Raw genomic sequence first — 25531 nt, 5'->3', positions numbered from 1 at the left:
TGGCTCGCCGCCCCCCGGTGGGTGCCACTCGCGGTGGCGTGCTTGCCTGCGGCCGCGTGGGGGCCGGTCGTGCAGTTCCTCGCGCTCCGACGGGGCGTGGAGCGGTCCGGGCTAGTGGAGTTGTGGGGTCGGGGGCGTGGCCCGGGGAAAGGCCGGGCGGCTGAAGAGGAGGGGGTCGACGGTGAGCGCCGTTGCGCCGAGTGGCTCAGCCAGCCGGCGCAAGGCACTGTCGGACAGCCGAATCCACCGCTGGCAAGGCCCCAGTGCCGCCCGCAGCCGCTGATCCGTGGTGAAGGCCACCGCCGTCCGCGTGCCGACGGGCGTGCGCCACAGGCGTACGACGACGCCCGCGGGACCGCTGCGTACCGGTACGTACAGCGGCCGGAGGCCGGTCGCGGGCTGCGCGCTGACGTCCATGGCTTCACCGTAACCGCCCCCGCCCGACGCGCACGCCGAGCGCGGTCCTCTTCCGTACGATCACCCGGTGGGGCTGCGTCAACTGGGATGCTCCGTCACCGTCGCGGAGGAACAGCCGGGGCGCGGCGGGCACGCTCACCGCCGACACGTAGCCGGCGGTACGTGCCGGCGCGCGCACGAAAGCCGCCCCGCCGGGCCGCGTACGGGGGTCGCGGTCCTGCGGGGCGGCGTATGCGGGGGGCCGGTGGTGCCGGGTGTCCCGTCCCCACGATGACCCGGCGACCGGCCCCCGGACCCGGCGCCGTCCGCTCAGGCGGCGCCGGGTGTTCAGGGGGCGGTCGGTCTCACATGTGTACGGCCGCGGCTCCGGCCGGCTGGTCGCCCGGTACCGGACGGCCGCCGCGGTACATGAACAGGGCCAGCACACTGCCGAGCGTGAGCAGCCCGGCCGACCACCAGTACGCGGTCGCGTAGCTGTGCAGCTGGGCCTGCGCCGCCGCTGCCTTGCCCGTGTGGTGGGTCATGTACGAGGTCGCGGCGCTCGCGGCCAGCGTGTTCAGCAGCGCGGTGCCGATCGAGGCGCCCACCTGCTGCATCGTGTTGACCGCGGCCGAGGCCACGCCCGCGTCCGCCTCGCCGATCCGCTCGGTGGCCACGCTCATCGCGGCGGGCATCACCAGGCCGAGGCCGAAGCCGATCACCAGCAGCGGCGGCAGCACATTGCCCGCGTAGCTGCTGTCGAGGTCGAGGGTGGTCAGCCAGGCCATGCCCACCGCCGCGAGGAACATGCCCACCGGCACGATCGGGCGCGGGCCGAGCCGCGGCAGCAGGGTGTTGGTGACCAGCTGGGCCGCCACCATCAGCGCGCCGATCATCGGCAGGAAGCCGAGGCCGGTCTTGACCGGGTTGTAGTGCAGCGACAGTTGCAGGTAGTAGGTCAGGAAGAGGAACACGCCGAACATTCCGGCGCCGGACAGTGCCAGCACCGTGAAGGACGCGCCGCGGTTGCGGTCCAGCAGCACGCGCAGCGGCAGCAGCGGGTGCGCCGTACGGGTCTGCCACCAGCTGAAGGCGGCCACCAGCACGGCGCCGATTATCAGGAAGCCCCAGGTCAGCGGGGAGCCCCAGTGGTGGGTCTCGGCGTTCGAGAAGCCGTAGACCACGGAGAACAGACCGGTGGTGACCAGGATGGTGCCCGGCAGGTCCAGCTTCGGCCGCTCGGCGGGCGCGCCCTTGCGCAGCAGCGCCATACCGCCGATGAAGGCGACCACGGCGAAGAACAGGTTCACGTACAGCGTCCAGCGCCAGCTCAGGTGCTCGGTCAGCACGCCGCCGAGCAGCAGGCCGATACCGCCGCCCGCGCCGGCGATGGCGCCGTATATGCCGAAGGCCTTCGCGCGCTCCTTGGCGTCGGTGAAGGTCGTGTTGAGCAGCGAGAGCGCCGCGGGGGCGAGCATGGCGGCGAACAGGCCCTGGAGGGCGCGGCCGGTGACCAGCACCTCGAAGTTCTGTGCCGCGCCGGCCAGCGCGGAGGCGGCGGCGAAGCCGACGACGCCGATCAGGAAGACGATCTTGCGGCCGACCAGGTCGGACAGCCGGCCGCCGAGCAGCAGCAGGGAGCCGAAGGCGAGGGAGTAGGCGGTGACGATCCACTGCCGGTTGCCGTCGGAGAAGTCCAGCGCCTTCTGGGCGGACGGCAGCGCGATGTTCACGACGGTGGCGTCGAGGACCACCATCAGCTGGGCGATGGCGATGACGGCCAGTACCCACCAGCGGTGGTTGGCCTTCTCCTCGCGTGGGCCGGATGAGCCGGACGTACGCTCCGGTGCGGATTTCGAGAGCCTGTCGACGGGAACGTCGGCTGCGGGTTGGGTGGACATCAGGCGGAACTCCTGAGGTGGGACGGGCAGGGCTGTACCGCAGGAAGAACGAAACGGTTTCGTACTCCACGACCGTACGACCAGCACTATCGAAACGCAAACGTTTCGCTCGGGCCGGGTGTGTGCGCCTGCTCACACCGCCCTCGGGCCGCGCTGCTACGTGTCCGCGCGGCCCGTCACGGCGACGGTGACGCCCAGGCCGATCATCGCGAGCCCCCCGGTACCGCCGACCGTCGCCATCCGCCGCGGCGAACGCGCGAACCAGGCGCGGGCGGCGGACGCGCCCAGCGCCCAGACGCTGTCGCAGAGCAGTGCGATCACCGTGAACACCAGGCCGAGCACCAGCATCTGCTCGTGCACGCGGCCCGCGCCGCGGTCCACGAACTGCGGCAGGACGGCGGCGAAGAACACCATCGTCTTGGGGTTGGTCACCCCGACGACGAAGCCCTCCCACAGCGTACGGAGGTCGCCCCTGCGGTCCCCGGCGGCCTCCGCCACTTCGGTGTCCTCCGGCATCGCCGCGGCGAGCGCGCCGCGGCTGCGGAAGGCCTTCACGCCGAGGAAGACCAGGTAGGCGGCGCCCGCCAGCTTCAGCGCGATGAACAGGCCGACCGAGCGGGACACGATCTCGCCGAGGCCGACCGCGACGGTCGCGCTCAGCGTGTACGCGCCGATCGCGTTGCCCAGGACACTGCCCAGGGCCGTGCGGCGGCCGTGCGCGAGGGCGCGGCCCAGCACGAACAGGACGCTCGGGCCCGGGATGAGGACCAGTACCAGTGACATTGCGGCGAAGCCGCCTACCCGATCGACGCTCACGCCGCGGACACTACTCCCGCCACTCGCGTGCCGCGCTCTCTTTTCCCCGGGCCCAGCCGCTGTGCGCCGTCCCCGGGACCTTGCCCCGGTGGGGGCCGGGGGCGCGGCTCCCCGCGCCCCCGGGTGATCGCCCGCTGCGGTGCGTGCCTGCCTGCGGCGCCATCGTGGCTGCTCGCGCCGCTTTCCGCGCCCCTTCCGGGGCTCGTCCTCCACCACAGGGGCAGCGCACCAGGAGCGCGGGGAACGGCGCGCGCAGCCACGACGCAGGCGCGGGCGAGTCGCCACCCGCAAGTGGCAACTCCCGACGGGCGCGGGGAACCGCGCGACAAGCCACGGCGGCGGGTCGGACAAGCACGCAACGCCCGGGGCAGGCACGAGGGCCGCCAGGGGCCGGCCTAGGGCAGGAGGCCGGTGCGGCGGGCGGTGCTGACCGCTTCGAGACGGGTGTGCGCCCCCAGCTTCCGCATGGCCGAGCGCAGGTACGACTTGACGGTCTCGGGCCGCAGCCGCAGCCGGGCCGCCGCCGCGGCATTGGTCGCGCCGGAGGCGACCGCCGCGAGGACGTCCAGCTCGCGCGGAGTGAGCTGGACGGCAGACGTGCGGGCGGGAGAGGGCGGCACCGCGGCCGACGCGAGCCGGGCGCACGCGGTCAGCAGCTCCTGGCGGAGCCGCACGTCGGGGATGCGCACCGCAAGCGCCCGCAGTTCGGTGTGCGCCTCGCGCACCTCCTCCCAGGCCCGCGGGTCCGCCGCGACCGGCCCCTGGCAGGAGGCGAGCAGCCGCCGCGCCTCGTCCTTTATGGCGAGCGCCTGTTCAAGGTCGCGGGCCGCGTCCAGCGCGGCGGCCAGCGGCCGGTCACCGAGGGCGTACGGCTGGCGCAGCGCCCCGTACAGCACTCCCCTGACCTGCCGTTGGACCACGATCGGCACGGCGAGCACCGAGCGCAGCCCTTCTCCCGCGACGGCGGCGTCGTATTCGTGGCTGATGGCGCGGGACGAGCCGTAGTCGGTCACCGCGTAAGGGCGGCCCAGCGCCAGGGACTTGCCGCCGAGGCCGTTCCCGGTGCGTACCGCGAGCCCGCGCAGCGAATCCGTGTCGGCGCCCGACAGCTCGCTGATCCTGAACTGCCGCGTGCCGGCTCCCGCCACCAACCCGCCGAAAGCCACCGGCAGTAAACCCGACCTGCGCATCCGCAGCAGGGCAGCCCGAATTTCCATCGCTTCGGCACGACTGCCGTCCACCGCGCCACCTCCTCACCCCCGTCCGGGGGTAGTGAGACCCACGTCACTACCGCACGATGCTACCGAGGGGACATCCACGAGGAGGACACATGGCGGCATCGGACGCGACCGGGGCATTCCGGGCCGCCCGGGACTTCCTGCTGCGGCACCGCGAGGACTACACAGCGGCCCGCGACGGATTCCGCTGGCCGGAGCCCGCGCACTTCAACTGGGCGCTGGACTGGTTCGATGTCATCGCCGCGGGCAACGACCGCCCGGCCCTGTGGATCGTCGAGGAGGACGGCGCCGAGTCGCTGATCTCCTTCCGTGAGATGTCCGACCGCTCCGACCGGGTCGCGTCCTGGCTGCGCGCCCGCGGGGTGCGGGCCGGCGACCGGGTGCTGCTGATGCTGGGCAACCAGGTCGAGCAGTGGGAGTCCGTGCTGGCGCTGATGAAGCTGCGGGCGGTGGCCATCCCGGCGACCCCGCTGCTGGGACCGGCCGACCTGCGCGACCGGATCGGCCGCGGGCGGGTGCGGCACGCGATCGTACGGGCCGCGGACACCGCCAAGTTCGCCGAGGTGCCGGGCGACTACACCCGGATCGCGGTCGGCGGCGGCGCGCAGCCGCCCTGGCTGGCCTACGAGGACGCGTACGCGGCACCGCCCGGCTTCACCCCGGACGGGCCGACCGCCGGGTCGGACCCGCTCATGCTCTACTTCACCTCCGGCACCACCGCCCGGCCCAAGCTGGTCGAACACACCCATCTGTCGTATCCGATCGGGCACTTGGCCACGATGTACTGGATCGGGCTGCGGCCGGGCGATGTGCATCTGAACATCTCCTCGCCCGGCTGGGCCAAGCACGCCTGGTCGAGCCTCTTCGCGCCCTGGAATGCCGAGGCGACGGTCTTCGTTCACAACTACACGCGGTTCGACCCGGTGCGGCTGATGGCCGAGATGGACCGGTGCGGGGTGACCAGCTTCTGCGCCCCGCCCACCGTGTGGCGGATGCTGATCCAGGCCGACCTGAGCGCGCTCACCACCCCGCCGCGGGAGGTGGTCGCGGCCGGCGAACCGCTCAACCCCGAGGTGATCGAGCACGTACGGCGGCTGTGGGGCGTGCTGATCAGGGACGGCTTCGGGCAGACCGAGACCGCCGTCCAGGTCGCCAACAGCCCCGGCCAGCTGGTCAAGGCCGGCTCGATGGGGCGCCCCAACCCCGGCTACACGGTGACCCTGATCGACCCGGTGACCGGCGTGCCCGCCAACGAGGGCGAGATCTGCCTGGACCTGAGCAGCCGCCCGGTCGGCCTGATGACCGGCTACGCGGGCGACCCCGAGCGCACCGAGGAGGCGATGGGCGGCGGCTACTACCGCACCGGCGACATCGGCACCCGGGACGCCGACGGCTACATCACCTACGTGGGCCGCGCGGACGACGTCTTCAAGTCGAGCGACTACAAGATCAGCCCCTTCGAGCTGGAGAGCGCGCTGCTGGAGCACGAGGCCGTCGCCGAGGCGGCCGTGGTGCCCGCGCCCGACGATCTGCGGCTCGCGGTCCCCAAGGCGTACGTGGTGCTCGCCGCGGGCTGGGAGCCGGACGCCGTGACGGCCAAGGCGATCTTCGCCCACTCGCGCTCGGTGCTCGCGCCGTACAAGCGGATCAGACGGCTGGAATTCGCCCCGCTGCCCAAGACCGTGTCGGGCAAGATCCGCCGGATCGAGCTGCGCGAGGCGACGATGCACGACGGCAGTGACGAATTCCACGAGGAGGACTACCGGTGACCACAGCCGAACCCTCGTACGCGCACGGAACCGGGAGCACCCCCTTGCTGGGCGACACCATCGGCCGCAACCTCGACCGGGCGATCACCGCCCACCCCGACCGCGAGGCACTGGTCGACGTGCCGGGCGGGCGCCGCTGGACGTACGCCGAATTCGGCCGCGCGGTCGAGGAGGTGGCCCGCGGACTGGCCGCCCGCGGGGTGCGCAAGGGCGACCGGGTCGGGATATGGGCGGTCAACTGCGCGGAATGGGTGATGGTGCAGTACGCCACCGCCCGGCTCGGCGCGATCATGGTCAACGTCAACCCGGCCTACCGGCTGCACGAACTGGCCTACGCCCTGCGGCAGTCCGGCGTGTCGATGCTGATCGCCTCCACCGAGCACCACGGCAGCGACTACCGCGCGATGGCCGCCGAGGTCCGCGGCAGCTGCCCGGACCTGCGCGAGGTCGTGCACATCGGCGACCCGTCGTGGGACGAGCTGACCGCCGCGGGAACGGACCTCGACCAGGGGTATCTGGCGGCCGTCGAGACGACGTTGAGCTGCGACGACCCGGTCAACATCCAGTACACCTCGGGCACCACCGGCTTCCCCAAGGGCGCCACGCTCTCGCACCACAACATCCTCAACAACGGCTATTTCGTGGGCGGTACGGTCGGCTACAGCGAACAGGACCGGATCTGCCTGCCGGTGCCCTTCTACCACTGCTTCGGCATGGTGATGGGCAACCTCGGCGCCACCTCGCACGGCGCCTGCGTGGTGATCCCGGCCCCGTCCTTCGACCCGGCCGCCACCCTGCGCGCGGTCGAGCAGGAACGGTGCACCTCGCTCTACGGGGTCCCCACGATGTTCATCGCCGAGCTCGGCCTGCCCGACTTCGCCGACTACGACCTCACGTCGCTGCGCACCGGCATCATGGCCGGGTCGCCGTGCCCGGGCGAGGTGATGAAGCGGGTGATGGCCGAGATGCACATGGCCGAGGTGTCCATCTGCTACGGGATGACCGAGACCTCGCCGGTGTCCACCCAGACCCGGCGCGACGACTCGCTGGAGAACCGGACCGGCACCGTCGGCCAGGCCCTGCCGCACATCGAGGTCAAGGTGGTGGACCCGGCCTCGGGACTCACACTGCCGCGCGGCACAGCGGGTGAGCTGTGTACGCGCGGCTATTCGGTGATGCTGGGCTACTGGGACGAGCCGGACCGCACGGCGGAGGTGGTGGACGCCGGGAACTGGATGCACACCGGCGACCTCGCCATAATGCGCGACGACGGCTACGTGGCCATCGTCGGCCGGATCAAGGACATGATCGTCAGGGGCGGTGAGAACGTCTATCCGCGGGAGATCGAGGAATTCCTCTACGGCCACCCCAAGGTGTCCGACGTGCAGGTGGTCGGGGTGCCCGACGAGAAGTACGGCGAACAGGTGCTGGCCTGCGTGATCCCGCGCGACCCGGCCGACCCGCCCACCCTGGACGACCTCGCCGACTACTGCGAGGGCCGGCTCGCCCGCTTCAAGGTCCCCCGCCACCTGCGGATCCTGGACGCCTTCCCGATGACGGTCAGCGGCAAGGTGCGCAAGGTGGAGCTGCGGGCGGACTTCGCCCACGGGGACGTCACACCAGGGGTATGACCGCGGTCGGGGCGTGCCCCGGCTCGGTCGCCAGCTCCTCGAACTCCACCACCGCGGAGATGTCCGCGGTGGTGGACATCGCGATGTCGGTGACCCGCTCAAGGATCGCCTCGACCACCACCGGCACCCGGTACTCCGCCGCGAGCTCGCGCGCCCGCTCGAAGGCCGCGCCCAGTTCCCCGGGCTCGGTCACCCGGATCGCCTTGCAGCCCAGGCCCTCGGCGACCTTGACGTGGTCCACCCCGTAGACGCCCAGCTCGGGCGAGTTGGTGTTCTCGAACTCCAGATTGACCTGGAAGTCGATGCCGAGCCCGATCTGGGCCTGCCGGATCAGGCCCAGATAGGCGTTGTTGACCAGCACGTGCACATACGGGATGCGGTGCTGCGCGCCGACCGCCAGCTCCTCGATCATGAACTGGAAGTCGTAGTCCCCGGACAGGGCGACGACCTGCGCGTCCGGTTCCGCCGTCGCGACCCCGAGCGCGGCCGGGACCGTCCAGCCCAGCGGCCCGGCCTGCCCGCAGTTGATCCAGTGCCGCGGCCGGTGGACGTGCAGCAGCTGGGCGCCGGCGATCTGCGACAGGCCGATGGTGGACACGTAGCGGGTTTCCGGACCGAAGGCCCGGTTCATCTCCTCGTAGACCCGCTGCGGCTTCATCGGCACGTGGTCGAAGTGCGTACGCCGCTGCATCGTCGCCCTGCGGCCGCGGGCCGACTCGGCCCACCGCGAGCGGTCCGGCAGTTCGCCGCGCGCCTTCACCTCCCGCGCCACGGCCACGAACAGTTCGAGGGCGATCCCGGCGTCCGAGGCGATCCCGTAGTCGGGCGGGAAGATCCGCCCGATCTGGGTGGGCTCGATGTCCACGTGCACGAAGGTGCGGCCCCTGGTGTAGACGTCCAGCCGCCCGGTGTGCCGGTTGGCCCAGCGGTTGCCGATGCCGAGCACGAAGTCCGACTCCAGGAAGGTCGCGTTGCCGTACCGGTGCGACGTCTGGAGGCCCACCATCCCGGCGTTGAGCGGGTGGTCGTCGGCGACGGCCCCCCACGCCATCAGGGTCGGCACCACCGGCACACCGGTCAACTCCGCGAATTCCACCAGTAGTTCGCTGGCGTCGGCGTTGATCACCCCGCCGCCCGCCACGATCAGCGGGCGCTGCGCGGCGCAGAGCATCGCCACCGCCTTCTCGATCTGCGCCCGGGAGGCGGCCGGCCGGTACACCGGCAGCGGCTGGTAGGTCTCCGGGTCGAACTCGATCTCCGTCTGCTGCACATCGACCGGCAGGTCGATCAGTACGGGTCCCGGCCGCCCGGAGCGCATCAGATGGAACGCCTGCTGGAAGACCCCCGGCACCTGGGCCGCCTCCAGCACGGTCGTGGCGGCCTTCGTCACGGGCCCCGCGATGGCGGCGATGTCCACCGCCTGGAAGTCCTCCTTGTGGATCACGGCGGTGGGCGCCTGCCCGGTGACGCACAGGATCGGGATCGAGTCCCCGGTCGCCGAGTACAGCCCGGTGATCATGTCGGTCCCGGCCGGCCCCGAGGTCCCGACGCACACCCCGATGTTCCCGGCCCGCGCCCGGGTGTAGCCCTCCGCCATGTGCGAGGCCCCCTCCACATGCCGGGCCAGCGTGTGCCTGATGCCGCCGGCGGCCTTGAGCGCCGCGTAGAAGGGGTTGATGGCGGCCCCGGGTACACCGAAGGCGGCGTCGACGCCTTCGAGCTTGAGGATCTCCACGGCTGCTCGCGCGGCGGTCATCCGAGCCATTGTCTCTCCCGAGAGTTTCCATGATGCGGAAATTGCATTCTGCTATCCGGAAGAAACGTAAGCGCCGCCTTCGACCCCGTCAACCCCCGGATCCACCCCGCGGCAGAGGGCAGGCCCGAAGGGGCGCGGGGAACTGTGCGCTCAGCCGTGGCGGCGCGGCGGGCAGGGACGTGCCGCAGGTGGCACTCACCCCGGGGCGCGGGAACAGCGCGGGGCGACCGCGACGGCGCGGCAGGCGGGGAGGGCGCCGCAAGGGGCAGGCGGGCTCAGCGCGTGGAGGGAGGGCCTGAACGAATCAGGACGTCCGCCGCCTCGTTGACCGGCTGCGGCGTCCCCGTGAGGTCCATGACGAACAGCGGCACACCCAGGTGGTCCGCCCGCAGCCGCGCGTCGTGCGCGTACCCCGCGAGCGAGAAGAACGCCCCCGCCGCGTCCTCGTTCGCGCAGTTGAGCCACAGGCACTCGACGTCCCGCACGGGAGTCGGCTGGGTGGTCGGGTCGACCTGGGCGACCAGGTCCTTGCCGCGCAGGTCGATGCCGTTGGCCGTACGGTCGCCGGCCAGGCGCACATCGGCGAAGCCGAGCCACTTCAGATACTGCGCCGCCGCTGTGAGCGCGTCCCGCCCGGTGCGGATGGTGACCGGGCGGAACGGCGGCCGGTCCGACGGCGGCGGTACGGCCCCGCCCGGTGCGGGCGCGGCGGGCCCGGCGTGCGGTACGGGCAGCGGCCCCGCCTCGCCGGCCGCCTCGCCGTCCACCGGCAGCCGGATCAGCGCGCCGCACGTGCAGCCGAACTCCGGCTGCGGCCAGTGGCCGGTCCGCCCGCAGTCGGGGCAGCGCAGCCGTACCCAGGAGTCGTCCCACGAGCGGTGCATGACCTCCACCGGCAGCCCGCCGCGCAGCACCGGCAGGCAGAGCGGCGCCCCGCACGCACACGGGAAGGTCGGCGCGGTGTAGGTGTGGTCACGGCGGCAGGCCGGACAGCGCACCAGCACGCTCTCTGCCATGGGGTCACAACTTCCGGTCGGTGTCGTGACCCCATAGTGCAGGAAGTTCCCGCCCGCTGTAACCGGCGGCCGACAGCCCGTCACCCCTGCCCGCCCGGCGGTGCGTTCGGCGCGACAGGACAGTCACGCACCGCCGGACGGTGTTCCGGGAGGGCGCCGATCAGACCGTGACCGGCAGCCCCGAGAGCCGCTCGACCCCGCGCAGCAGAGCCGAGTGGTCGAGCCCGCCGTCGCCCTGCGCCCGCAGTGACGCGACCAGGTCCGCCACCACGGAACCCACCGGCAGCGCGGCCCCGACCGTACGGGCGGCGTCGGTGACGATGCCCATGTCCTTGTGGTGCAGGTCGATACGGAAGCCGGGGGCGAACTCGCGGTCCAGGAAGTTGGCCTTCTTGCGGGTCAGCACGGTGGAGCCGGCGAGGCCGCCGCCGAGCACCTCAAGGGCGGCGGACAGGTCCACGCCGGACTTCTCCAGGAAGACCACGGCCTCGGCGCAGGCCTGGATGTTCACCGCGACGATCAGCTGGTTTGCCGCTTTGACCGTCTGGCCCGCGCCGTGCGGGCCGCACAGGACCACGGTCGTGCCCAGCGCGTCCAGGATCGGCCGCGCCTGCGCGAAGTCCTCGGCGTCACCGCCGACCATGATCGACAGCACCGCCTCGACGGCTCCCGCCTCGCCGCCGGAGACGGGGGCGTCCAGCACGCGGATTCCCTTGGCCGCGGCGGCCTTCGCGAGGTCGATCGAGGTCTGCGGGGCGATCGAGGAGGTGTCGATCAGCAGGGCGCCGCGGCGGGCGTGCGCGAGGATGCCGTGCTCGCCGTAGGCGACGGCCTCCACCTGGGGAGAGGCGGGCACCATCGTGATGATCACGTCGGCGTCCTCGACCGCCTCGGCGACGGACTCCGCGGCGGTGCCGCCCCCGGCTTCCAACCGGGCCAGCTTTTCCGGCTCCAGCGTGTACCCGGTGACGTCGTAACCAGCGGCGATGAGGTTCTCCGACATGGGGGACCCCATGATCCCCAGGCCTATCCAGGCGATTTTCGGCTTCGTGCGCATTTGCATCTCCTTATCGACGATTCCCTGCGGCTGCCTCGTGCGGTGTCCGGATCGTCCGCGCCCCGTCCTGCCTGCCCACGCGGTCCCCGCCCCCTTGAGGAGGCCACCCCTGCGCCGGAGGGCGCGCCCCCTCAGGAGCGCGAGGACCGGCGCGCGCAACGACGACGCCCCCGCAGGCGCAAGGTGACAGGAAGCGGCAACCGCCCAGGGGTGCGAGGAACGGCGCGACGAGCCACGGCGGTGCAGCAGGCGGAACGCCACCGCAAGCGGCAACCGCAGGGGTGCGGGGAACCGCGCGCCCGGCCGCCACGGCGCCGCGGACAAGAACGCACCCCAAGCGGCGCCCCCACAGAGCAGGCGCAGAGCGCCGAGCTCACCGCAGCCAGGAGAAGCTGGCCGCGCTGCCGGCAGGTGCCGGTTTGTGTTCGAGCCCGACGTACCCCTCGTAGCCGGCCCGGTCGAGCCGGTCGAGGAGGTCGGACAGGGGCAACGCCCCTGTCCCCGGCGCCCCCCGGCCAGGAAGGTCGGCGATCTGGACATGCCCGGCGCAGTCCGCGTGGCGGTCGATCACCGCGGCCAGATCCGCCCCGCCCACCGCCAGGTGGTAGAGGTCGAGCAGCAAGCGCGCGTTCCCGAGCCCGCTGGCCTCGTTGACCCGTCGCACCGCCGCGACAGCGGCTTCCGCGTCGGTCAGCGGATACCGCGGCGACTCCACCGCGTTGAGCGCCTCGATCAGCAGCACCGCCCCGGCGCGGTCCGCGGCGGCCGCGGCCCGTACGAGATTGTCGAGCGCGAGCGCGTCCTGCTCGGCGGGGTCCACCCCGTCGACCCGGTTGCCGTACAGGGCGTTGAGTGCCGTGCAGCCCACGGACGCGGCGAAGTCCGCGGCGACCTCGATGTTGGCGCGAAAGCGCTCCGACTCGGCTCCCGGCAGGGACAGCGCGCCGCGGTCGGGGCCGGGCAGCAGACCCGCGTAGAAGTTCAGTCCGACCAGTCGCGTGCCGGCGGTTTCCAGCGCGGTCCGCAGGCCGTCGAGCGCGGCCTTGCCCGGGTCGGGTTCTCCGGGCCAAGGCCACCACAGTTCGACCGCGTCGAAGCCCGCCGCGGCTGCGGCGGCCGGCCGCTCCAGCAGCGGGAGTTCGGTGAACAGGAGCGAGAGGTTCACATCGAAGCGCGCGGCGGTGAAGCTCACGAGAGGGCGCCCCTTCCGTATTGCGGAAGTAGAATTCTGTCTTGTGGAAGAGTGAATCAGCTCCGCCGCGGCTGTCAAGTCATGGCGGGCGCTGTCCGCCGACCCGCCCGGGCGGCGCCCGGTGAGCGGCCCCGGCGCGGACCGCCGGCTTCCGCCGCAGCTCAGCCGCATGGTGCGCGCACCCGCCGAATGGCCGCCGCCTATTCGCCCCGATCCGCGTGTGTCCTAAACCGCGACCGGCCCGCGGGTGGCTCGCGTAAAGCCGCCGGCTATTGGGTAGAGTTAACGCCGCTTTACACTCCGGTAATTTCTGCGGGATATGTCCGATTGCTCGCTTCCGTGTCCGACGCATGCGGCCCGGTGTGTCCCGATTGCGGGCGGGAATTCGGCTTTGTGGTCGTGCGGGCGATGCCGATGGCATTGATGCTCCGGCGCCGGGAGGATTCTCTGGACAAGGTAAAGAGGCCTGCCGTACTGTCCTCCGTGACCGCAACCAGCCAAACCGACTGGGACTTCTACCGTTCACCCGCGCACACCCGCGGAGCGGCGGCGGCGGTCGACTCGGGGCTACGGGGATGGTGGATGGGTGGTCTTGTCCAACGCGCTCAAAAACAGTGCAGGATTACCATCGGAAAATGAAGGATCGCCGACGTCACCGGCGAACCACACACGTTTCACGGTGCTCGGAATGCTGGCCGTCGCTGACGGCAGCGAATCCGTGGTGCTTCAACCCTCGCGACCTGCGGCGTTGCTCGCCGCATTGCTGCTGAATGCCAACTCGGTCGTATCCGTGGATTTCTTGCAGCGCGTCATCTGGGGTGAGGAAACACCCGCGCAGGGCAAGTCCGCACTGCACAGCTGTGTTCTGCGGCTGCGCCGGCTGTTCGGCAAATACGGCATCGCGGGCAATATGATCGAAGCGGTGCCCGGGGGCTACCGGCTGACCGCCGACGCGGCCACGCTCGACCTGGTCCGCTTCCGCGAACTGCTCGGCGCCGCCTACGCCACCGGGAAGCCGGAGGCCGAACTGCGGCTGCTGCGGGCGGCACTCGAACTGTGGCAGCCGCCGCTGCTGGCCAATGTGCCCTCCGACCTGCTGCACCGCGACGAGCTGCCGAAGCTCCAGGAGGAGTGGCTGCGCGCGATCGAGAGGGTGTTCGACCTCGAACTGGAGTGCGGCAGGCACCGCGAGGCGCTGACCGAGATCTGGCCGACCGCCCGCGCCTACCCGCTGCACGAGCGCTTCACCGAGCAGTTGATGGAAGCGCTCGACCGGACCGGCCGCCGGGCCGAGGCGCTGGCCGAATACCGGCGGCTCAAGACGCACCTCGCGCATGTGCTCGGCGTCGACCCGGGATCCGCCCTGCAACGGCTCGAACTGGCCATTCTGCGCGGCGAGTCGCACAGCGGCCAGGAGACCAGGCCGCCGCGCCGGCAGTCACCGCCGCCCGCCGCCGCGCCCGCGCACGGCGCCGACCCGGCGGTCGGCGAACCCGTGGACGGCGGACGCGTGCTGGACAGCCTGGTCGGCGCGGGCCTGCTCGAAGAGGGTCCGCGCGGGCTGTACCGGGTGCATGAACTCCTGCGGGTGTTCACCCGTGCCGCGGCGGCCGGCGGCGCCAGCGCCCCGGCCGCGGCACTGGCGCCGCCGGCTTCCCTGTCCGCGTCCGCGCCGGCCCGTACCGGACACACCACCACAGAACCGCAGCGGCCAGGTGCCGCAGGACTGCACCCCACGGAGGCGTGACTGACATGGTGTCCACTTACGACGAACTCGCAGGCACCCGGCCGCGGATCCGCCGGGACGTGCTCTACACCCAGACGCCCACCGGCGTGCACTTCCACAACGCGCGCGGCGGTTTCAGCGTCGTCATGCCGTCCGCCTACCGCTTCGCGACGCTCATGGTCCCGCATCTGACCGGCGATCACACGGTCGCCGAGCTCTGTGAGGGGCTCGGCGAGCGGCAGCGCGAGATGGTCGTCCGACTGGTCGGTACGCTCTACGCGCGTGGTTTCGCCCGGGACGCCGCTCCCGTGGACGCCGAAACCGAGCCGCTCGACGCCGCGGTGGCCGAGCGCTTCGCCGCGCAGGTCGACTACATCGACCACTACACCGACGGCTCCGTCGCCCGCTTCCAGCGCTTCCGGCAGACCCGGGTCGCCGTCGTCGGCGACGACGCGGTGGCGCGCTGGGCCGCGCTGAGCCTGATACGCAACGGCTGCGCGGCCGTCGCCGTACCGCACTCCATCGACCGCCCGGGCAACGGCTTCGCCGACGTCACCGACGAGGCGGCGGCGCTGCGGGACGCGGGCTGCCCGGCCGAGGTCGCCCTGCTGGAGGCCACCGCGGGCGCCGACCAGGCAGCGTACGGCTGGGACGACCTCGACGGCTACGACATGGTGCTGGTCACCGGCGCCCACGCCCCCCGGCGGCTCGCCGCGCTGCTCGACGCCGGCATACCGGCCGGGCGGCTGCTGCTGCCCGCCTGGCCCTTCGGCGACTCCGTGGTGATCGGCCCGCTCATGTCCCGTGGCGCCGCGGGCTGCTGGACCTGCGCGGCGCTGCGGCTCGGGACGAACGGCGAGGCGGGCGCCGCCGCCGACGTGTGGAGCGCGATGGCCCCCGGCGGCCCGCGCGACCCGGCCGCCCCCGCGGTCGGCGGCCCGCTCGCGGCGATGATCGGCAACCTCCTCGGTTACGAGGTCTTCCGCCGCACGACCGGTGTGCTGCCCGCGGAGACCGAGAACCAGCTGCTCATCCAGCACACCGACTCCCTCGACACCACGGCCGAGCCGCTGCTGCCGCACCCGCGCTGCCCGCACTGCGCCACCGCCCCGGAGACGCCGGAGCCGGCCGTGCTGCTGGCCGACCTGCCGCCCCTCGGACAGGCCGGCGAGCCGGTGGCGGGCGCCGTCTCGCCGCTCGGCGGGCCTGTCGGGGACGGCGCCGGGGAGGAGGACGCCGCTCAGGCCGCGCTCGCCGAGATCTCCGGGCGGTCGGCGCTGGTGCAGGCGCAGACCGGGGTCTTCGCCGCGTACGCCGACGAGGACTGGGTGCAGACGCCGCTCAAGGTCAGCACGGTGGTGCTCGGCACCGGGCACCGGGTGCGGCGCGAGATCACCGCCTTCGACGTCCACCATGTGGCCGGGGCGCGGCTGCGGGCGCTGCTGCGCGCCTCCGAGGTCTACGCCGAGCGCGTGGTGCCGGTCCAGCAGGCGCTGTGCGGGGCGGAGCTGGAGGCGGCCCGCGGGAAGTGGCGGACGGTCGGACCGGCGGAACTGAGTATCGCGTCGGGGCTCGGCACACCGGCCGCGCTGATCCCGCGCTGGTGCCCGGTGACGTCGCTGCTGAGCGGCGAGACGCTGCTGGTGCCCGCGGCGGCGCTGCGGCCGTTCGGCGCCGACAACCAGGGCCGCGTCGTCGAGCCGACCTCGGCGGGCACCGGAGCGGGTACGACCCCGGCCGCCGCGGTGGCCCGCGGCCTGCGGACCGCGCTCGCCCACGACGCGCTGCGCCGGGCGCTCGGCGGCTCGGCCGCCGTCGCCCGCATCGCGCCGGCCGCGCTGGACGGCGACGACGCCGAGATCACGTTCCTGCTGCGCTCGGCCGCGGGGCTCGGCGCGGAGCTGGAGATCCTGGACCTGGCCGGCGGCCCGGGGGAGCGCGCCCTGCCGGTCGTCCTGGCCAGGGCCGCCGACCCGGCGACGGGCCGGCCGTGCTGGGCCGTCGCCGCGGGCCTGCGCCGCCGCGACGCCGTGCTCACCGCGGTACGGGACCTGCTCGGCGCCGTGCAGACCGGCGGCGAACCCGACCTCGGCGACGCCCTCCTGGCCGACCTCGACCCGTCCGCCCTCGTACCGGCCGGCGAGGCACCCGCCGCCGCGGACACCGACTGGCCAGCGGTCGCCGCGGCTCTGCGCGCGGCCGGCCGCGACGCCCTGACGGCCCCGGCCCACACCCCCGACCTGGCCGCGGGCCGCATCCACACCGCCCGCGTCCTGCTCACCACCCCCGAGGCCGGCCAGTGACCACCGCCCCCCCGGTGGACGCCGCCGCGCGCCCCGCCGGATTCCACGGGCCGCTCGGGGAGGCCTGCGCCCGGCTGGCCGAGCGGCTCGCCGTGAGCCTGCGCGGGCTCACCGGCGGCAGCGCCGGTGACGTCGTCGTCGGAGCGCTCGGTGTGCGGGACGAACTGGCCGTCGTTGACGGCGAGGACATGCCGCACGGCACGGTCGGGGTCTACCGCTACGGGCACCTCGTCCTCGTCGGGCCGTTCGCCCCCGACGGCGCCGCCGGCTGCCCCCGGTGCCTGGCGCGCCGCTGGCAAGGCGTGCGGTCGCGGGCGCTGCGGGAGGCGCTGGAGACGGGGGCCGGGACGCGGGCGGCGGGGCCGGGCGCGGGCGACCCGGCGTTCGGGGTGGACGCCGTCGCCGCGCTGATCGCGGCCCACCGGGCACGGCCCGGCGGCGACGGACGGCTGCCGTACTCCTTCCTGGTGGACGCCGAGACGCTGCGCGTGACCCGCTTCGCCTTCGTACCGGACGCCGAGTGCCCGCGCTGCGGGGTACGGCCCGCCGACACCGCGGACGGCGCGCGGATCGACTTCGCGCCCGCCCCGAAACCCGCGCCCGAGGTCTTCCGGCTGCGGCCCGCCGACGACTACGACGTGCCCTTCGAGGCGTTCGTCAACCCGGCGGCCGGCATGCTCGGGCCGTCCGTCGTGCCGGACCTGATCTCGGCGTCCACGTCCTCGACCGTCGGGTCGTTCCTGCTGCGCTCCGGCGACTACCTGCGGGAGTGCTTCTGGGGCGGGCACACCCCGCGCTACCGCTCCAGCGAGCGCGTCGGGCTGCTCGAAGGCCTTGAGCGCTTCGCCGGCATGCGCCCGCGCGGCAAGCGCACCGCCGTGACGGCCGCGTACGACGAACTCGCCGGCGGCGAGCCGGTGCTCGACCCGCGCGCCTGCGGGCTGTACTCCGACGACTTCCACCGGGCCGAGCCCGGTGTGCGGCCCTTCGACCCGGGCCGGCCGATCCCCTGGGTGTGGGGCTGGTCGCTGCGCGACCAGCAGCCGCTGCTCGTACCGGAGATCCTGGCCTACTACCACGCGCCCGGCGGACTCGAGCACCGGTTCGTGCAGGAGAGCTCCAACGGCTGCGCGTCCGGCGGCAGTCTGGCCGAGGCCGTCTACTACGGCCTGATGGAGGTCGTCGAGCGCGACGCCTTCCTGCTCGCCTGGTACGGCAGGGCGCCGCTGCCCGAGATCGACGTCACCGGGACCCGCAGCGCGCAGACCCGCGCGATGATCGACCGGCTCGCGATGTACGGCTACCGCGCCCGCTTCTTCGACACCCGGATCACCTTCCCGGTCCCCGTGGTCACCGCGGTGGCCGAGCGGACCGACGGCGGCCTCGGCCGGCTGTGCTTCGGGGCAGGTGCCGGGCTCGACCCGGAGGCGGCGCTCTCGGCCGGGCTGTGCGAGATCGCCACCGACGCGGTCAACCTGCGCCGCAGGACCGCCCGCGACGAGGCCCGGCTGCGCGCCCTGGCCGCCGACTTCGACCGGGTCCAGGTGCTGCACGACCACCCGCTGCTCTACGGCCTGCCCGACATGGCCGTGCACGCCGACTTCCTGCTGCGCGGCGACCGCCCCGCCGTCGCGCTGGCCGACCTCCCGGCGACAGGACCCGGGGTGCTGCCGCCCGGTGACGACCTCGGCGACGACGTCGCGGCCTGCGTCGCGGCGGTCGCGAAGGCCGGCTTCGACGTCGTCGTCGTCGACCAGACCATGCCCGAGCAGCGCGAACTCGGCTTCCACACCGCCGGGGTGATCGTGCCGGGGCTGCTGCCCATCGACTTCGGCTGGCGCCGGCAGCGCGCCCGCCACCTGCCCAGGACCCGCACCGCACTGCGTGAAGCGGGCCTGTACGACCACGACCTGGCCGCCGCCGACCTCAACCAGGCCCCGCACCCGTTCCCTTGAGCGGCACGCGGCCGCACGTCCGAGCCGCGGGGCCGCCCAGAGCCCCGCCGAGCCTCGAAGCACCGCCGCACCCGCACAGCACCGCCGACAGCCCCGCCGCACCCGCACAGCGCCGAGCCCGCACAGAGAGGAAACGCCCGTGGGATTCGCCCATGAGTACGCGACCGCCATCGTCCGGCGGGGCAGGTATCCCATGGAACCGGCCGACTTCGTGCCCGACTGGGCCGACCGGCCGCGCAAGGGCAAGCACTTCCCCGGCGCCGAGTCCTTCCCGCTGCCGCCGGCCCCCCGCGGTGCCGCGGGCGACGAAGCCACCGTGCAGCGCGGCCTGTTCGGGCCGCCCGGAACCGGCGTCTTCACGCTGCCGCTGCTCGCCGGGATGCTCCAGGAGTCCTACGGACTAATCGGCCGCAGGCTCGCCGTCCAGGCCAACTCCGACCTCGGCACACTGCCGATGTACACCCAGGCCAACTGGTCGCGCGGCAGCGCGTCGGGCGGCGGCCTCTACCCGGTCGGCGTGCACTGGGTGGCCGGCCCCTCGGGCCCGCTCACCCCGGGCGTGTACTACTACTCCACGCCCCACCACGACCTGCGGCGGCTGCTCGCCGGCGACGTCACCGCCGAGGTCCGCGCGGCGGCGGGCGACGGATTCGCGGACCACGACCAGTTCCTGGTCCTCGGCGTGCGCTTCTGGCAGAACGCCTTCAAATACAACAGCTTCAGCTACCACGTCGTGACGATGGACACCGGCGCCCTGCTCCAGACCTGGCGGATCTGGGCCAGGGCGCGCGGGCTGCACATCGGCCCGGCCCTGTGGTTCGACGAGGCCAGGCTCGGCAGGCTGCTGGGGCTCGACGAGGACGAGGAGGGCGTCTTCGCGGTGGTCCCGCTCAGCTGGGACCGCGGCCGGACCCCACCGCCCGCGCCCGCCGCCGCGCCCGCGCCCGTACCGCCCAGCGTCCGGTACGCCGACCAGGAGCGGTCCCGGACGACCATGACCTTCGAGACCGTACGCCGCATGCACGCCGCGACGCTCGACGGCGCCGCGGACCGGCCGCCCGCCGGGGCGCTGGACGGCGCGCTCGCGCTGCCGGTGCCCGAGGGCGGCGAGCGGACCGCGCTGCCCGCGCCACGGGCGCTCGACACCCCGGTGAGCACCGCGCTGCGGGCCAGGCGCAGCAGCTTCGGCCGCTTCCAGGCGACGGCACCGCTGGCGGCGGACGCGCTGGCGACCGTCCTGGCCGCCGTCGACGCGGCGGGCACTCTCGACAGCGACACCGAGACACCGGGTGCCGGGCCGCTCAGCCGGGCCTACGTCTTCGTCAACCACGTGGCGGGCGTCGAGCCGGGCAGCTACCTGCACGACCGTACGGACGGCTCGCTGCGGCTGGTCACGGCGGGCGCGCCGGGGGAATTCCTCCAGCGCAACTACTTCCTGGCCAACTACAACCTGGAGCAGGCGGCGGCCGTCATCGTGCCCGTGGCCCGTACGACCGCCGTGCTCGACGCCGTGGGCGGCCGGGGATACCGCCTGGTCAACGCGGTGATCGGCGGCATATCGCAGGCCGTCTACACCGCCTCGGCCGCCGCAGGCCTGTCCTGCGGGGTCGCGCTCGGCTTCGACGCGATCTCCTTCACCGAGGAGCTGGACCTCGACGCGACCGGCGAGGTGCCGCTGCTGATCATGATGATCGGCCACGAGCGGCCCCGCCCCGCCGACTTCCGCTACGACCTCGCCTGAGCGCCCGGCCCGCCCCGGGCCGCCGCGAACACCCGATGCACGCACGGATCCAAGGACAGAAAGGAGCGGCATGAGTGTCAACGCCGCCGCGCCGGACACGGGGGACAGCCCGCGGAGCTGGCTGCTGCACCGCCGCTTCATGCTGCGGGTGGCGGGGCTGCCGGTGGAGGCCGTGCACCGGCTGCGCAGCCCCGGCGCCCGGCGCTGGGCCGACCAGGTGCTGGCAGCCGAGCAGCGACTCGCCTCGATCGGGGCTGAGCTGAGCGACCCGCTGACCGTGCTGGTCAAGGCCACCGAGGACGAGGCGGACCGCCGCGCGGTGCTCGCGCTGCGCCGCCAGGTCTTCAACGACCGGCTGCCCCGCGACCCCGACGCCGTCCGCCGGCTCGCCGCCGGGCTCGGCGGCGGCACCGGCGACCTGCTCGCCGGCTGGCTCGACGCCCGGCTGCGGCTGGAGGAACTGCTGGGCGCGGGCGGCCCGTTGCTCGACCGCGAACTCGCCGCGAGCCGGGCCGAGCTGCGCGGGCTCGCCGCCGAGGACCGGCTGCGGCTCGCCCTCGCGCTGGCCTCGCCGACCCTCGACGGGCAGCTCGACGCCTTCATCGCCGACCGGGCGCCCGTACCGGACAAGCGGACCAGGAAGAAGGAGCGCTCGCTGCTGGCATACCTCTACCGCACCGCCTGCAAGACCAGCCCGTTCAGCACCTTCACCGCCGTCGCCGAGGGCACCTTCGGCGACACCGGACCCGAGGTGCGCACCGGCGGGGGCTGGACCAGCCACCCGCGGCTCAATGTCGTGGTCCTGGCCAGGCTCGCCGAACTGATCGCCGCCGACAGCGCCCGCCGCGACGACCTGCCGGTCACCCTGTCGGCCGGGTGGGAGCTGGACGAGGACCGCATCCGCTACGTCCGCCGCTCGGTCACCGCGGGTGACGACAGTGCCGCGGTGAGCTTCGACGCGGCCCACGACCGGCTGTTCTTCCTCCGCAACAGCGGCACCCTGGAACGGATGACGGCGCTCTTCCGCGAGCGGCGCCGACTGCGCTACGCCGAGTTGACGAGCTGGCTCACCACCGAGACCGCGGCCACCGGCGAGCAGGCCGCCCACTATGCCGCCACCCTGCTCGACCTGGGCATCCTGCAGATGACAGGGCTTGCCACCGACGTCCACACCGCCGACCCGCTGCGGTCCTTCCGCGGCGCCCTGCGCGCCCTGGACCGCCGCTGGGCCGACGACGTCGCGGACCGCCTCGAAGGCCCCGCCGCATGCGTCGACCGCTACCGCGACGCCGATGTCGCCACCCGCCGCGCGCTGCTGGCCCGGCTGCGCCGCGACCTGCTCGCGCTCCAGGGCGACCTCGGCGCGGCCGACCCGTCGCTGCCGCAGACACTGCTCTACGAGGACGTCCGCGAGGAGCCGGTCGCGGCCGACCTGGCCGAGTGGACGGAGCTGGCGGCGGCCCCGCTGCACGCGCTCACCGGCATGATGCCCGCCTTCGACGTGGCACTGCCGCAGCGGCTCACCCTCAAGGGCTTCTTCCTGGCCCGCTACGGGCGCGGCGGACGCTGCGAGGACCTGCTGCGGCTCGTCCACGACTTCCACGAGGACATCTTCACGCAGTACCTGCAGTTCACCTCGCTCAAGTCGCCCTTCGCGGCCGACGGCAGCCCCGCGCCCGAGGAGAACTGGCTCGGCATGCCGGAGGTCACCGCCCTCGACGCCGCCCGCGCCGAATTCACCCGGCGGATGCGCGAGAGCTGGGCCGCGCACCCCGACGGCGGCGGGGAACTGCGGCTCGGCGAGGACACGGTCGCCGCGGTCACCGGCGAACTCGCCCCGCTCGGCACCTCCTTCGCCCCGCACAGCCACTTCCTCCAGCTCGCCCGCCGCACCGGCGACCCGCTGGTGGTGCTCAACAACTCCTACGGCGGCCTGTCCTTCCCCTTCACCCGCTTCACGCACTGCTTCGACGAGGGCCGGCACGCGGACGGCGCATGGCAGGACGAAGCAGGGCAGGACGGGGGAGGGCAGGACGGCGGCCTGACCGGGCGGCTGCGCGAGACGCTGCGCGGCTGGCAGCCGCCCGGCGCGGTCTTCGCCGAGATCACCGCGGGCTCCGCCACCACCAACCTCAACCTGCACGGCCGGCTCACCGACTACGAGATCGTCTGCCCCGGCGAGAGCAGCACCGCCCCCGCCGAGGCCAGGATCGACCTGGACGACCTCTACGCCGAGCACGACGAGGACGCCGACCGGCTGGTGCTGCGCTCCCGCCGGCTGGACCGCGAGGTCGTACCGCTCTACCTGGGCTATCTGGTGCCGATGGTGCTGCCCGAGGTGCCGCGTACGCTGCTGCTGCTCTCGCCGACCTCCCGCGCGTCCTTCGACGTGTGGCGCGGCGTCCCCGAGGCGCCCGGGCAGGACGGGGTCACCGCCAGGCCCCGGGTCCGCTACCGCAGCCTGGTGCTGCACCGCAGGTCCTGGACGGCCGCGCCGGGCGCCCTGCCGGTGCGCGAACCCGGCATGGACGACGCCGGCTTCTACCTGCGCTGGCAGCGCTGGCGCCGCGACCACGGGCTGCCCGACCGGGTGTTCGCCACCCTGCACGAGCAGCGCGAGGACGGCGCGGGCGGTTTCGGCGCGGTCTTCGGCGGGTCCAAGCCCCAATACGTCGACTTCGACAGCCCGCTGTCGCTGATCGCCCTCGACGCGCTGACCGGCGGCGGCCGGACCAGGACGGTCTTCGAGGAGATGCTGCCGGGCGAGGACGAGCTGCATGTGCGCTCCCCGCGCGGCCACCACGTCGCCGAGCTGGCCGTGGAAATCGTCCCCCGCGCGGCGGCCCCCGCCGCCGCGGCCCGGCCAGGAAGGCAGGACAGCGCCGTATGACCACCCCAGAGGCGGCCACCGCCACCGCACCCGCCGCCGACGCCCCCGACGCCGGGACCCGCGGCGACTGGCAGGCCTTCCACGTCTTCTACGCCGCCAGCCCCCGCCCCTTCCTGCTGCGCTGCGTCCGCCCGCTGGTCGCGGAACTCACCGGCGAAGGCCTGCTCAGCGGCTGGTTCTTCATCAACTACTGGCTTGAGGGCCCGCACATCCGGCTGCGGCTGCGCCCCTCCTCACCGGCCGCGTCCGCCGAGGTCGCGGCGCGCGCCGGCCGTGCGATCGAGGCCTTCCTGCGCGAGCGCCCCGCGCTCTACGAGGTCAAGGGCGGCTTTCTCGCGGACCTCTACAACACCCTGTTCGAGCTGGAGTTCCCCGGCGGCGAGCGCAACGGCCTGGTCGACGAGGACGGCCACATGAAGCTGCGGCCCAACAACACCTTCAGCCCCGAGCCCTACGAGCCCGAGTACGGCAAATACGGCGGTCCCGCCGGGGTCGAGCTGGCCGAGTGGCACTTCCAGCGCTCCAGCGAGCTGGTCTCCGGCGCGCTCGGCACCATGAACCTGCACCTGCGGACCGTACTGCTCGGCGTGTCCGCCCAGTTGATGATGACCATGTCGGGCTGCCTGCTGCGGGAGGAGGCCGCGCTGCTGGAATTCCTCGACCGCTACCACGACTTCTGGAACTCGGCCTTCTCCACCACCAATTACACCGCCCAGGACGGCTACGACCGCGCCTACGGCACCATGGACGCGCTGCCCGCCCGCTTCCAGCAGATCCGCGCGGCCGTCGCCGAGCCCGCCCCCGAACGGCTGCCGAGCTTCCTCGGCGGCTGGGCGGAGCACTGCCTCGACCTGCGCGAACGGGTCGTGGCGCTGGCCCGCGGCGGCGACCTGGTCTTCCGGTCCTGGGACGGCACCCGCGACCTGCCGGTCACCGACCCCGACCAGGCGCTGCCGATGCTGCTGTCGCCGTACATGCATATGACCAACAACCGGCTGTCGGTCACCGTCCGCGACGAGGCCTTCCTGTCGTACGTGCTGGCCCGCGCGCTGCGCGAGCCCCGCCCCACGGCGGCGCCATGACCACCGGCGGCCTGCTCGACCTGCGGCCCGCGCTGCGGCCCGGCATCCTCGTCGGCCCCGCCCTGACGCGCGGCCCCGCCGTGGTCCACCTGCTCAGGGACCCGGTCACCGGGGTGCGGATGGAGGTCGGCGCCAAGGAGGCCTTCATCATCGCCCGGCTCGACGGCAGCCGCTCGCTCGCCGAGATCGGCGCGGAATACGCGGGCCACTTCGGAGCCCGGCTCGGCGACGCGCAATGGCAGCAGATGCTGCGGCTGCTCTCCACCCGCCAACTGCTCGACGGCGGGCGCCCGGTCACCGCCGCCGCCGCCCCCGCCGCCGTCGACCGGCCGGCCGGGAAGCCGCGCCTGATGAGCGGCAGGACCCGGATGGTCGCCGACGCGCCCGCGCTCATGGACCGGCTGCACGGCGCCACCGCCTTCGCGCGCCGGCCAGGCGTCCTGGTCCCGCTGCTGGTGCTGGCCGCCGCGGTGCCGGTCGCGGTGGCCGTGAAGCTCGGCGAACTGGCCGGCCAGACGCAGCGGCTGTACCACCAGCCGGTCACCCTCGCCGCCGTCGGCTGCGTGCTGTGGGTCAGCCTCGGCCTGCACGAACTGGCCCACGGCCTGGTCGCGCGGGCGTACGGGCTGCGGGTCGGCGAGATCGGCCTGCAGCGCTTCTGGGGCGTGATGACGTATCTCTACTGCGAGGTCGAGGACGTGCAGTTCCTCGACCGGCGCGGCAGGCAGGTGGCCGTGGCCGTGGCGGGCGCGGTGATGAACCTGCTCTTCCTGCTGCCCTTCTGGCCGGTGTGGGCGCTGCTGCCGGACTCCGCGCAGGCGCTGCCCGCGCTCGGCGGCCTGCTGCTGCTCGGCACCGCCATGGCACTGCTCAACCTGGTGCCGCTGCCGCCGCTCGACGGCTACAAGATCCTCGGCTACGGGCTGGGCACCCTGCGGCTGGCCACCGAGAGCCGCACCTTCCTCGCGGTGGCGGCCGGCTCGCTGCGCCGCACCCCGGACGGCGCCCGTACCCGGCTGCGCCGCTACCCCGGCAGGCTGCGCGCCGTCTACGGCGGATTCG

16 protein-coding genes are annotated in these 25531 nt (G+C 73.5%); 8 read left to right on the top strand and 8 right to left on the bottom strand.

The window, feature by feature from the left end:
- Positions 1-111 precede the first annotated feature (111 nt).
- From V7E46_RS06975 to V7E46_RS06960, 4 genes are all read right to left on the bottom strand, one after another.
- The gene (locus V7E46_RS06975; RefSeq protein ID WP_333767593.1) at positions 112-417 is read right to left on the bottom strand and encodes an SAV_915 family protein; all 306 of its coding nucleotides are present in this window, start codon (positions 415-417) and stop codon (positions 112-114) included.
- A 344-nt stretch (positions 418-761) separates the two neighbouring features.
- Positions 762-2297 carry an MFS transporter gene (locus tag V7E46_RS06970; RefSeq protein ID WP_333767592.1) on the bottom strand — a complete coding sequence of 512 codons (1536 nt, stop codon included), beginning with the start codon at positions 2295-2297 and terminating at the stop codon, positions 762-764.
- A 156-nt stretch (positions 2298-2453) separates the two neighbouring features.
- Positions 2454-3080, bottom strand: a complete 627-nt coding sequence (locus V7E46_RS06965) for a LysE family translocator (RefSeq protein ID WP_333767597.1) — start codon at positions 3078-3080, stop codon at positions 2454-2456.
- A gap of 428 nt (positions 3081-3508) precedes the next feature.
- Positions 3509-4330: a helix-turn-helix transcriptional regulator gene (locus V7E46_RS06960; protein WP_333767596.1), complete on the bottom strand. Its 822-nt coding sequence runs from the start codon at positions 4328-4330 to the stop codon at positions 3509-3511.
- Between the two features lie 113 nt (positions 4331-4443).
- Here V7E46_RS06960 and V7E46_RS06955 point away from each other — a divergent pair, with 113 nt between their 5' ends.
- Together V7E46_RS06955 and V7E46_RS06950 are read left to right on the top strand one after the other, a co-directional pair.
- Entirely contained in the window at positions 4444-6120 is a 1677-nt protein-coding gene (locus V7E46_RS06955) for an AMP-binding protein (RefSeq protein ID WP_333767591.1), read from the top strand.
- On the top strand, positions 6117-7751 hold the full coding sequence (locus V7E46_RS06950; RefSeq protein WP_333767590.1) for an AMP-binding protein: 1635 nt from the start codon (positions 6117-6119) through the stop codon (positions 7749-7751). The genes V7E46_RS06955 and V7E46_RS06950 overlap by 4 nt, the downstream gene beginning before the upstream one ends.
- Here V7E46_RS06950 and gcl read toward each other — a convergent pair.
- From gcl to V7E46_RS06930, 4 genes are all read right to left on the bottom strand, one after another.
- Positions 7735-9516, bottom strand: coding sequence for a glyoxylate carboligase (gene gcl, locus V7E46_RS06945; protein WP_333767589.1), 1782 nt, complete (start codon positions 9514-9516; stop codon positions 7735-7737). The genes V7E46_RS06950 and gcl overlap by 17 nt on opposite strands.
- A 266-nt stretch (positions 9517-9782) precedes the next feature.
- Complete coding sequence (locus V7E46_RS06940; protein ID WP_333767588.1) at positions 9783-10523, bottom strand: hypothetical protein; 741 nt, start codon at positions 10521-10523, stop codon at positions 9783-9785.
- Between the two features lie 160 nt (positions 10524-10683).
- Entirely contained in the window at positions 10684-11580 is an 897-nt protein-coding gene (locus V7E46_RS06935) for a 2-hydroxy-3-oxopropionate reductase (RefSeq protein WP_333767587.1), read from the bottom strand.
- 373 nt (positions 11581-11953) lie between these two features.
- Positions 11954-12772, bottom strand: a complete 819-nt coding sequence (locus tag V7E46_RS06930) for a TIM barrel protein (protein WP_333767586.1) — start codon at positions 12770-12772, stop codon at positions 11954-11956.
- A 688-nt stretch (positions 12773-13460) separates the two neighbouring features.
- Here V7E46_RS06930 and V7E46_RS06925 point away from each other — a divergent pair.
- From V7E46_RS06925 to V7E46_RS06900, 6 genes are all read left to right on the top strand, one after another.
- Positions 13461-14519: an AfsR/SARP family transcriptional regulator gene (locus V7E46_RS06925; protein ID WP_443054037.1), complete on the top strand. Its 1059-nt coding sequence runs from the start codon at positions 13461-13463 to the stop codon at positions 14517-14519.
- Between the two features lie 5 nt (positions 14520-14524).
- Positions 14525-16801 carry a TOMM precursor leader peptide-binding protein gene (locus V7E46_RS06920; RefSeq protein ID WP_333767585.1) on the top strand — a complete coding sequence of 759 codons (2277 nt, stop codon included), beginning with the start codon at positions 14525-14527 and terminating at the stop codon, positions 16799-16801.
- Positions 16798-18756 carry a TOMM precursor leader peptide-binding protein gene (locus tag V7E46_RS06915; RefSeq protein WP_333767584.1) on the top strand — a complete coding sequence of 653 codons (1959 nt, stop codon included), beginning with the start codon at positions 16798-16800 and terminating at the stop codon, positions 18754-18756. The genes V7E46_RS06920 and V7E46_RS06915 overlap by 4 nt, the downstream gene beginning before the upstream one ends.
- Positions 18757-18895: 139 nt before the next feature.
- Positions 18896-20497 carry a nitroreductase family protein gene (locus tag V7E46_RS06910; protein ID WP_333767583.1) on the top strand — a complete coding sequence of 534 codons (1602 nt, stop codon included), beginning with the start codon at positions 18896-18898 and terminating at the stop codon, positions 20495-20497.
- Between the two features lie 70 nt (positions 20498-20567).
- Positions 20568-23387 carry a lantibiotic dehydratase gene (locus V7E46_RS06905; protein ID WP_333767582.1) on the top strand — a complete coding sequence of 940 codons (2820 nt, stop codon included), beginning with the start codon at positions 20568-20570 and terminating at the stop codon, positions 23385-23387.
- The gene (locus V7E46_RS06900; protein WP_333767581.1) at positions 23384-24469 is read left to right on the top strand and encodes a lantibiotic dehydratase C-terminal domain-containing protein; all 1086 of its coding nucleotides are present in this window, start codon (positions 23384-23386) and stop codon (positions 24467-24469) included. Before V7E46_RS06905 ends, V7E46_RS06900 begins: the two co-directional genes overlap by 4 nt.
- Positions 24470-25531: the final 1062 nt, after the last annotated feature.

Source organism: Streptomyces sp. IBSBF 2435 (assembly GCF_036815005.1).
Lineage (GTDB): Bacteria > Actinomycetota > Actinomycetes > Streptomycetales > Streptomycetaceae > Actinacidiphila.
The sequence above is the reverse complement of the archived record's forward strand: the minus strand, read 5'-3'. Positions and strand labels throughout refer to the sequence as shown.

Coding starts and splice junctions, on each gene's coding strand:
- V7E46_RS06905 (WP_333767582.1), top strand. CDS start 20,568: ATGAGTGTCAACGCCGCCGCGCCGGACACGGGGGACAGCCCGCGGAGC.
- V7E46_RS06900 (WP_333767581.1), top strand. CDS start 23,384: ATGACCACCCCAGAGGCGGCCACCGCCACCGCACCCGCCGCCGACGCC.
- V7E46_RS06955 (WP_333767591.1), top strand. CDS start 4,444: ATGGCGGCATCGGACGCGACCGGGGCATTCCGGGCCGCCCGGGACTTC.
- V7E46_RS06925 (WP_443054037.1), top strand. CDS start 13,461: ATGCTGGCCGTCGCTGACGGCAGCGAATCCGTGGTGCTTCAACCCTCG.
- V7E46_RS06920 (WP_333767585.1), top strand. CDS start 14,525: ATGGTGTCCACTTACGACGAACTCGCAGGCACCCGGCCGCGGATCCGC.
- V7E46_RS06975 (WP_333767593.1), bottom strand. CDS start 417: ATGGACGTCAGCGCGCAGCCCGCGACCGGCCTCCGGCCGCTGTACGTA.
- V7E46_RS06935 (WP_333767587.1), bottom strand. CDS start 11,580: ATGCGCACGAAGCCGAAAATCGCCTGGATAGGCCTGGGGATCATGGGG.
- V7E46_RS06960 (WP_333767596.1), bottom strand. CDS start 4,330: ATGGAAATTCGGGCTGCCCTGCTGCGGATGCGCAGGTCGGGTTTACTG.
- gcl (WP_333767589.1), bottom strand. CDS start 9,516: ATGGCTCGGATGACCGCCGCGCGAGCAGCCGTGGAGATCCTCAAGCTC.
- V7E46_RS06965 (WP_333767597.1), bottom strand. CDS start 3,080: ATGTCACTGGTACTGGTCCTCATCCCGGGCCCGAGCGTCCTGTTCGTG.
- V7E46_RS06970 (WP_333767592.1), bottom strand. CDS start 2,297: ATGTCCACCCAACCCGCAGCCGACGTTCCCGTCGACAGGCTCTCGAAA.
- V7E46_RS06940 (WP_333767588.1), bottom strand. CDS start 10,523: ATGGCAGAGAGCGTGCTGGTGCGCTGTCCGGCCTGCCGCCGTGACCAC.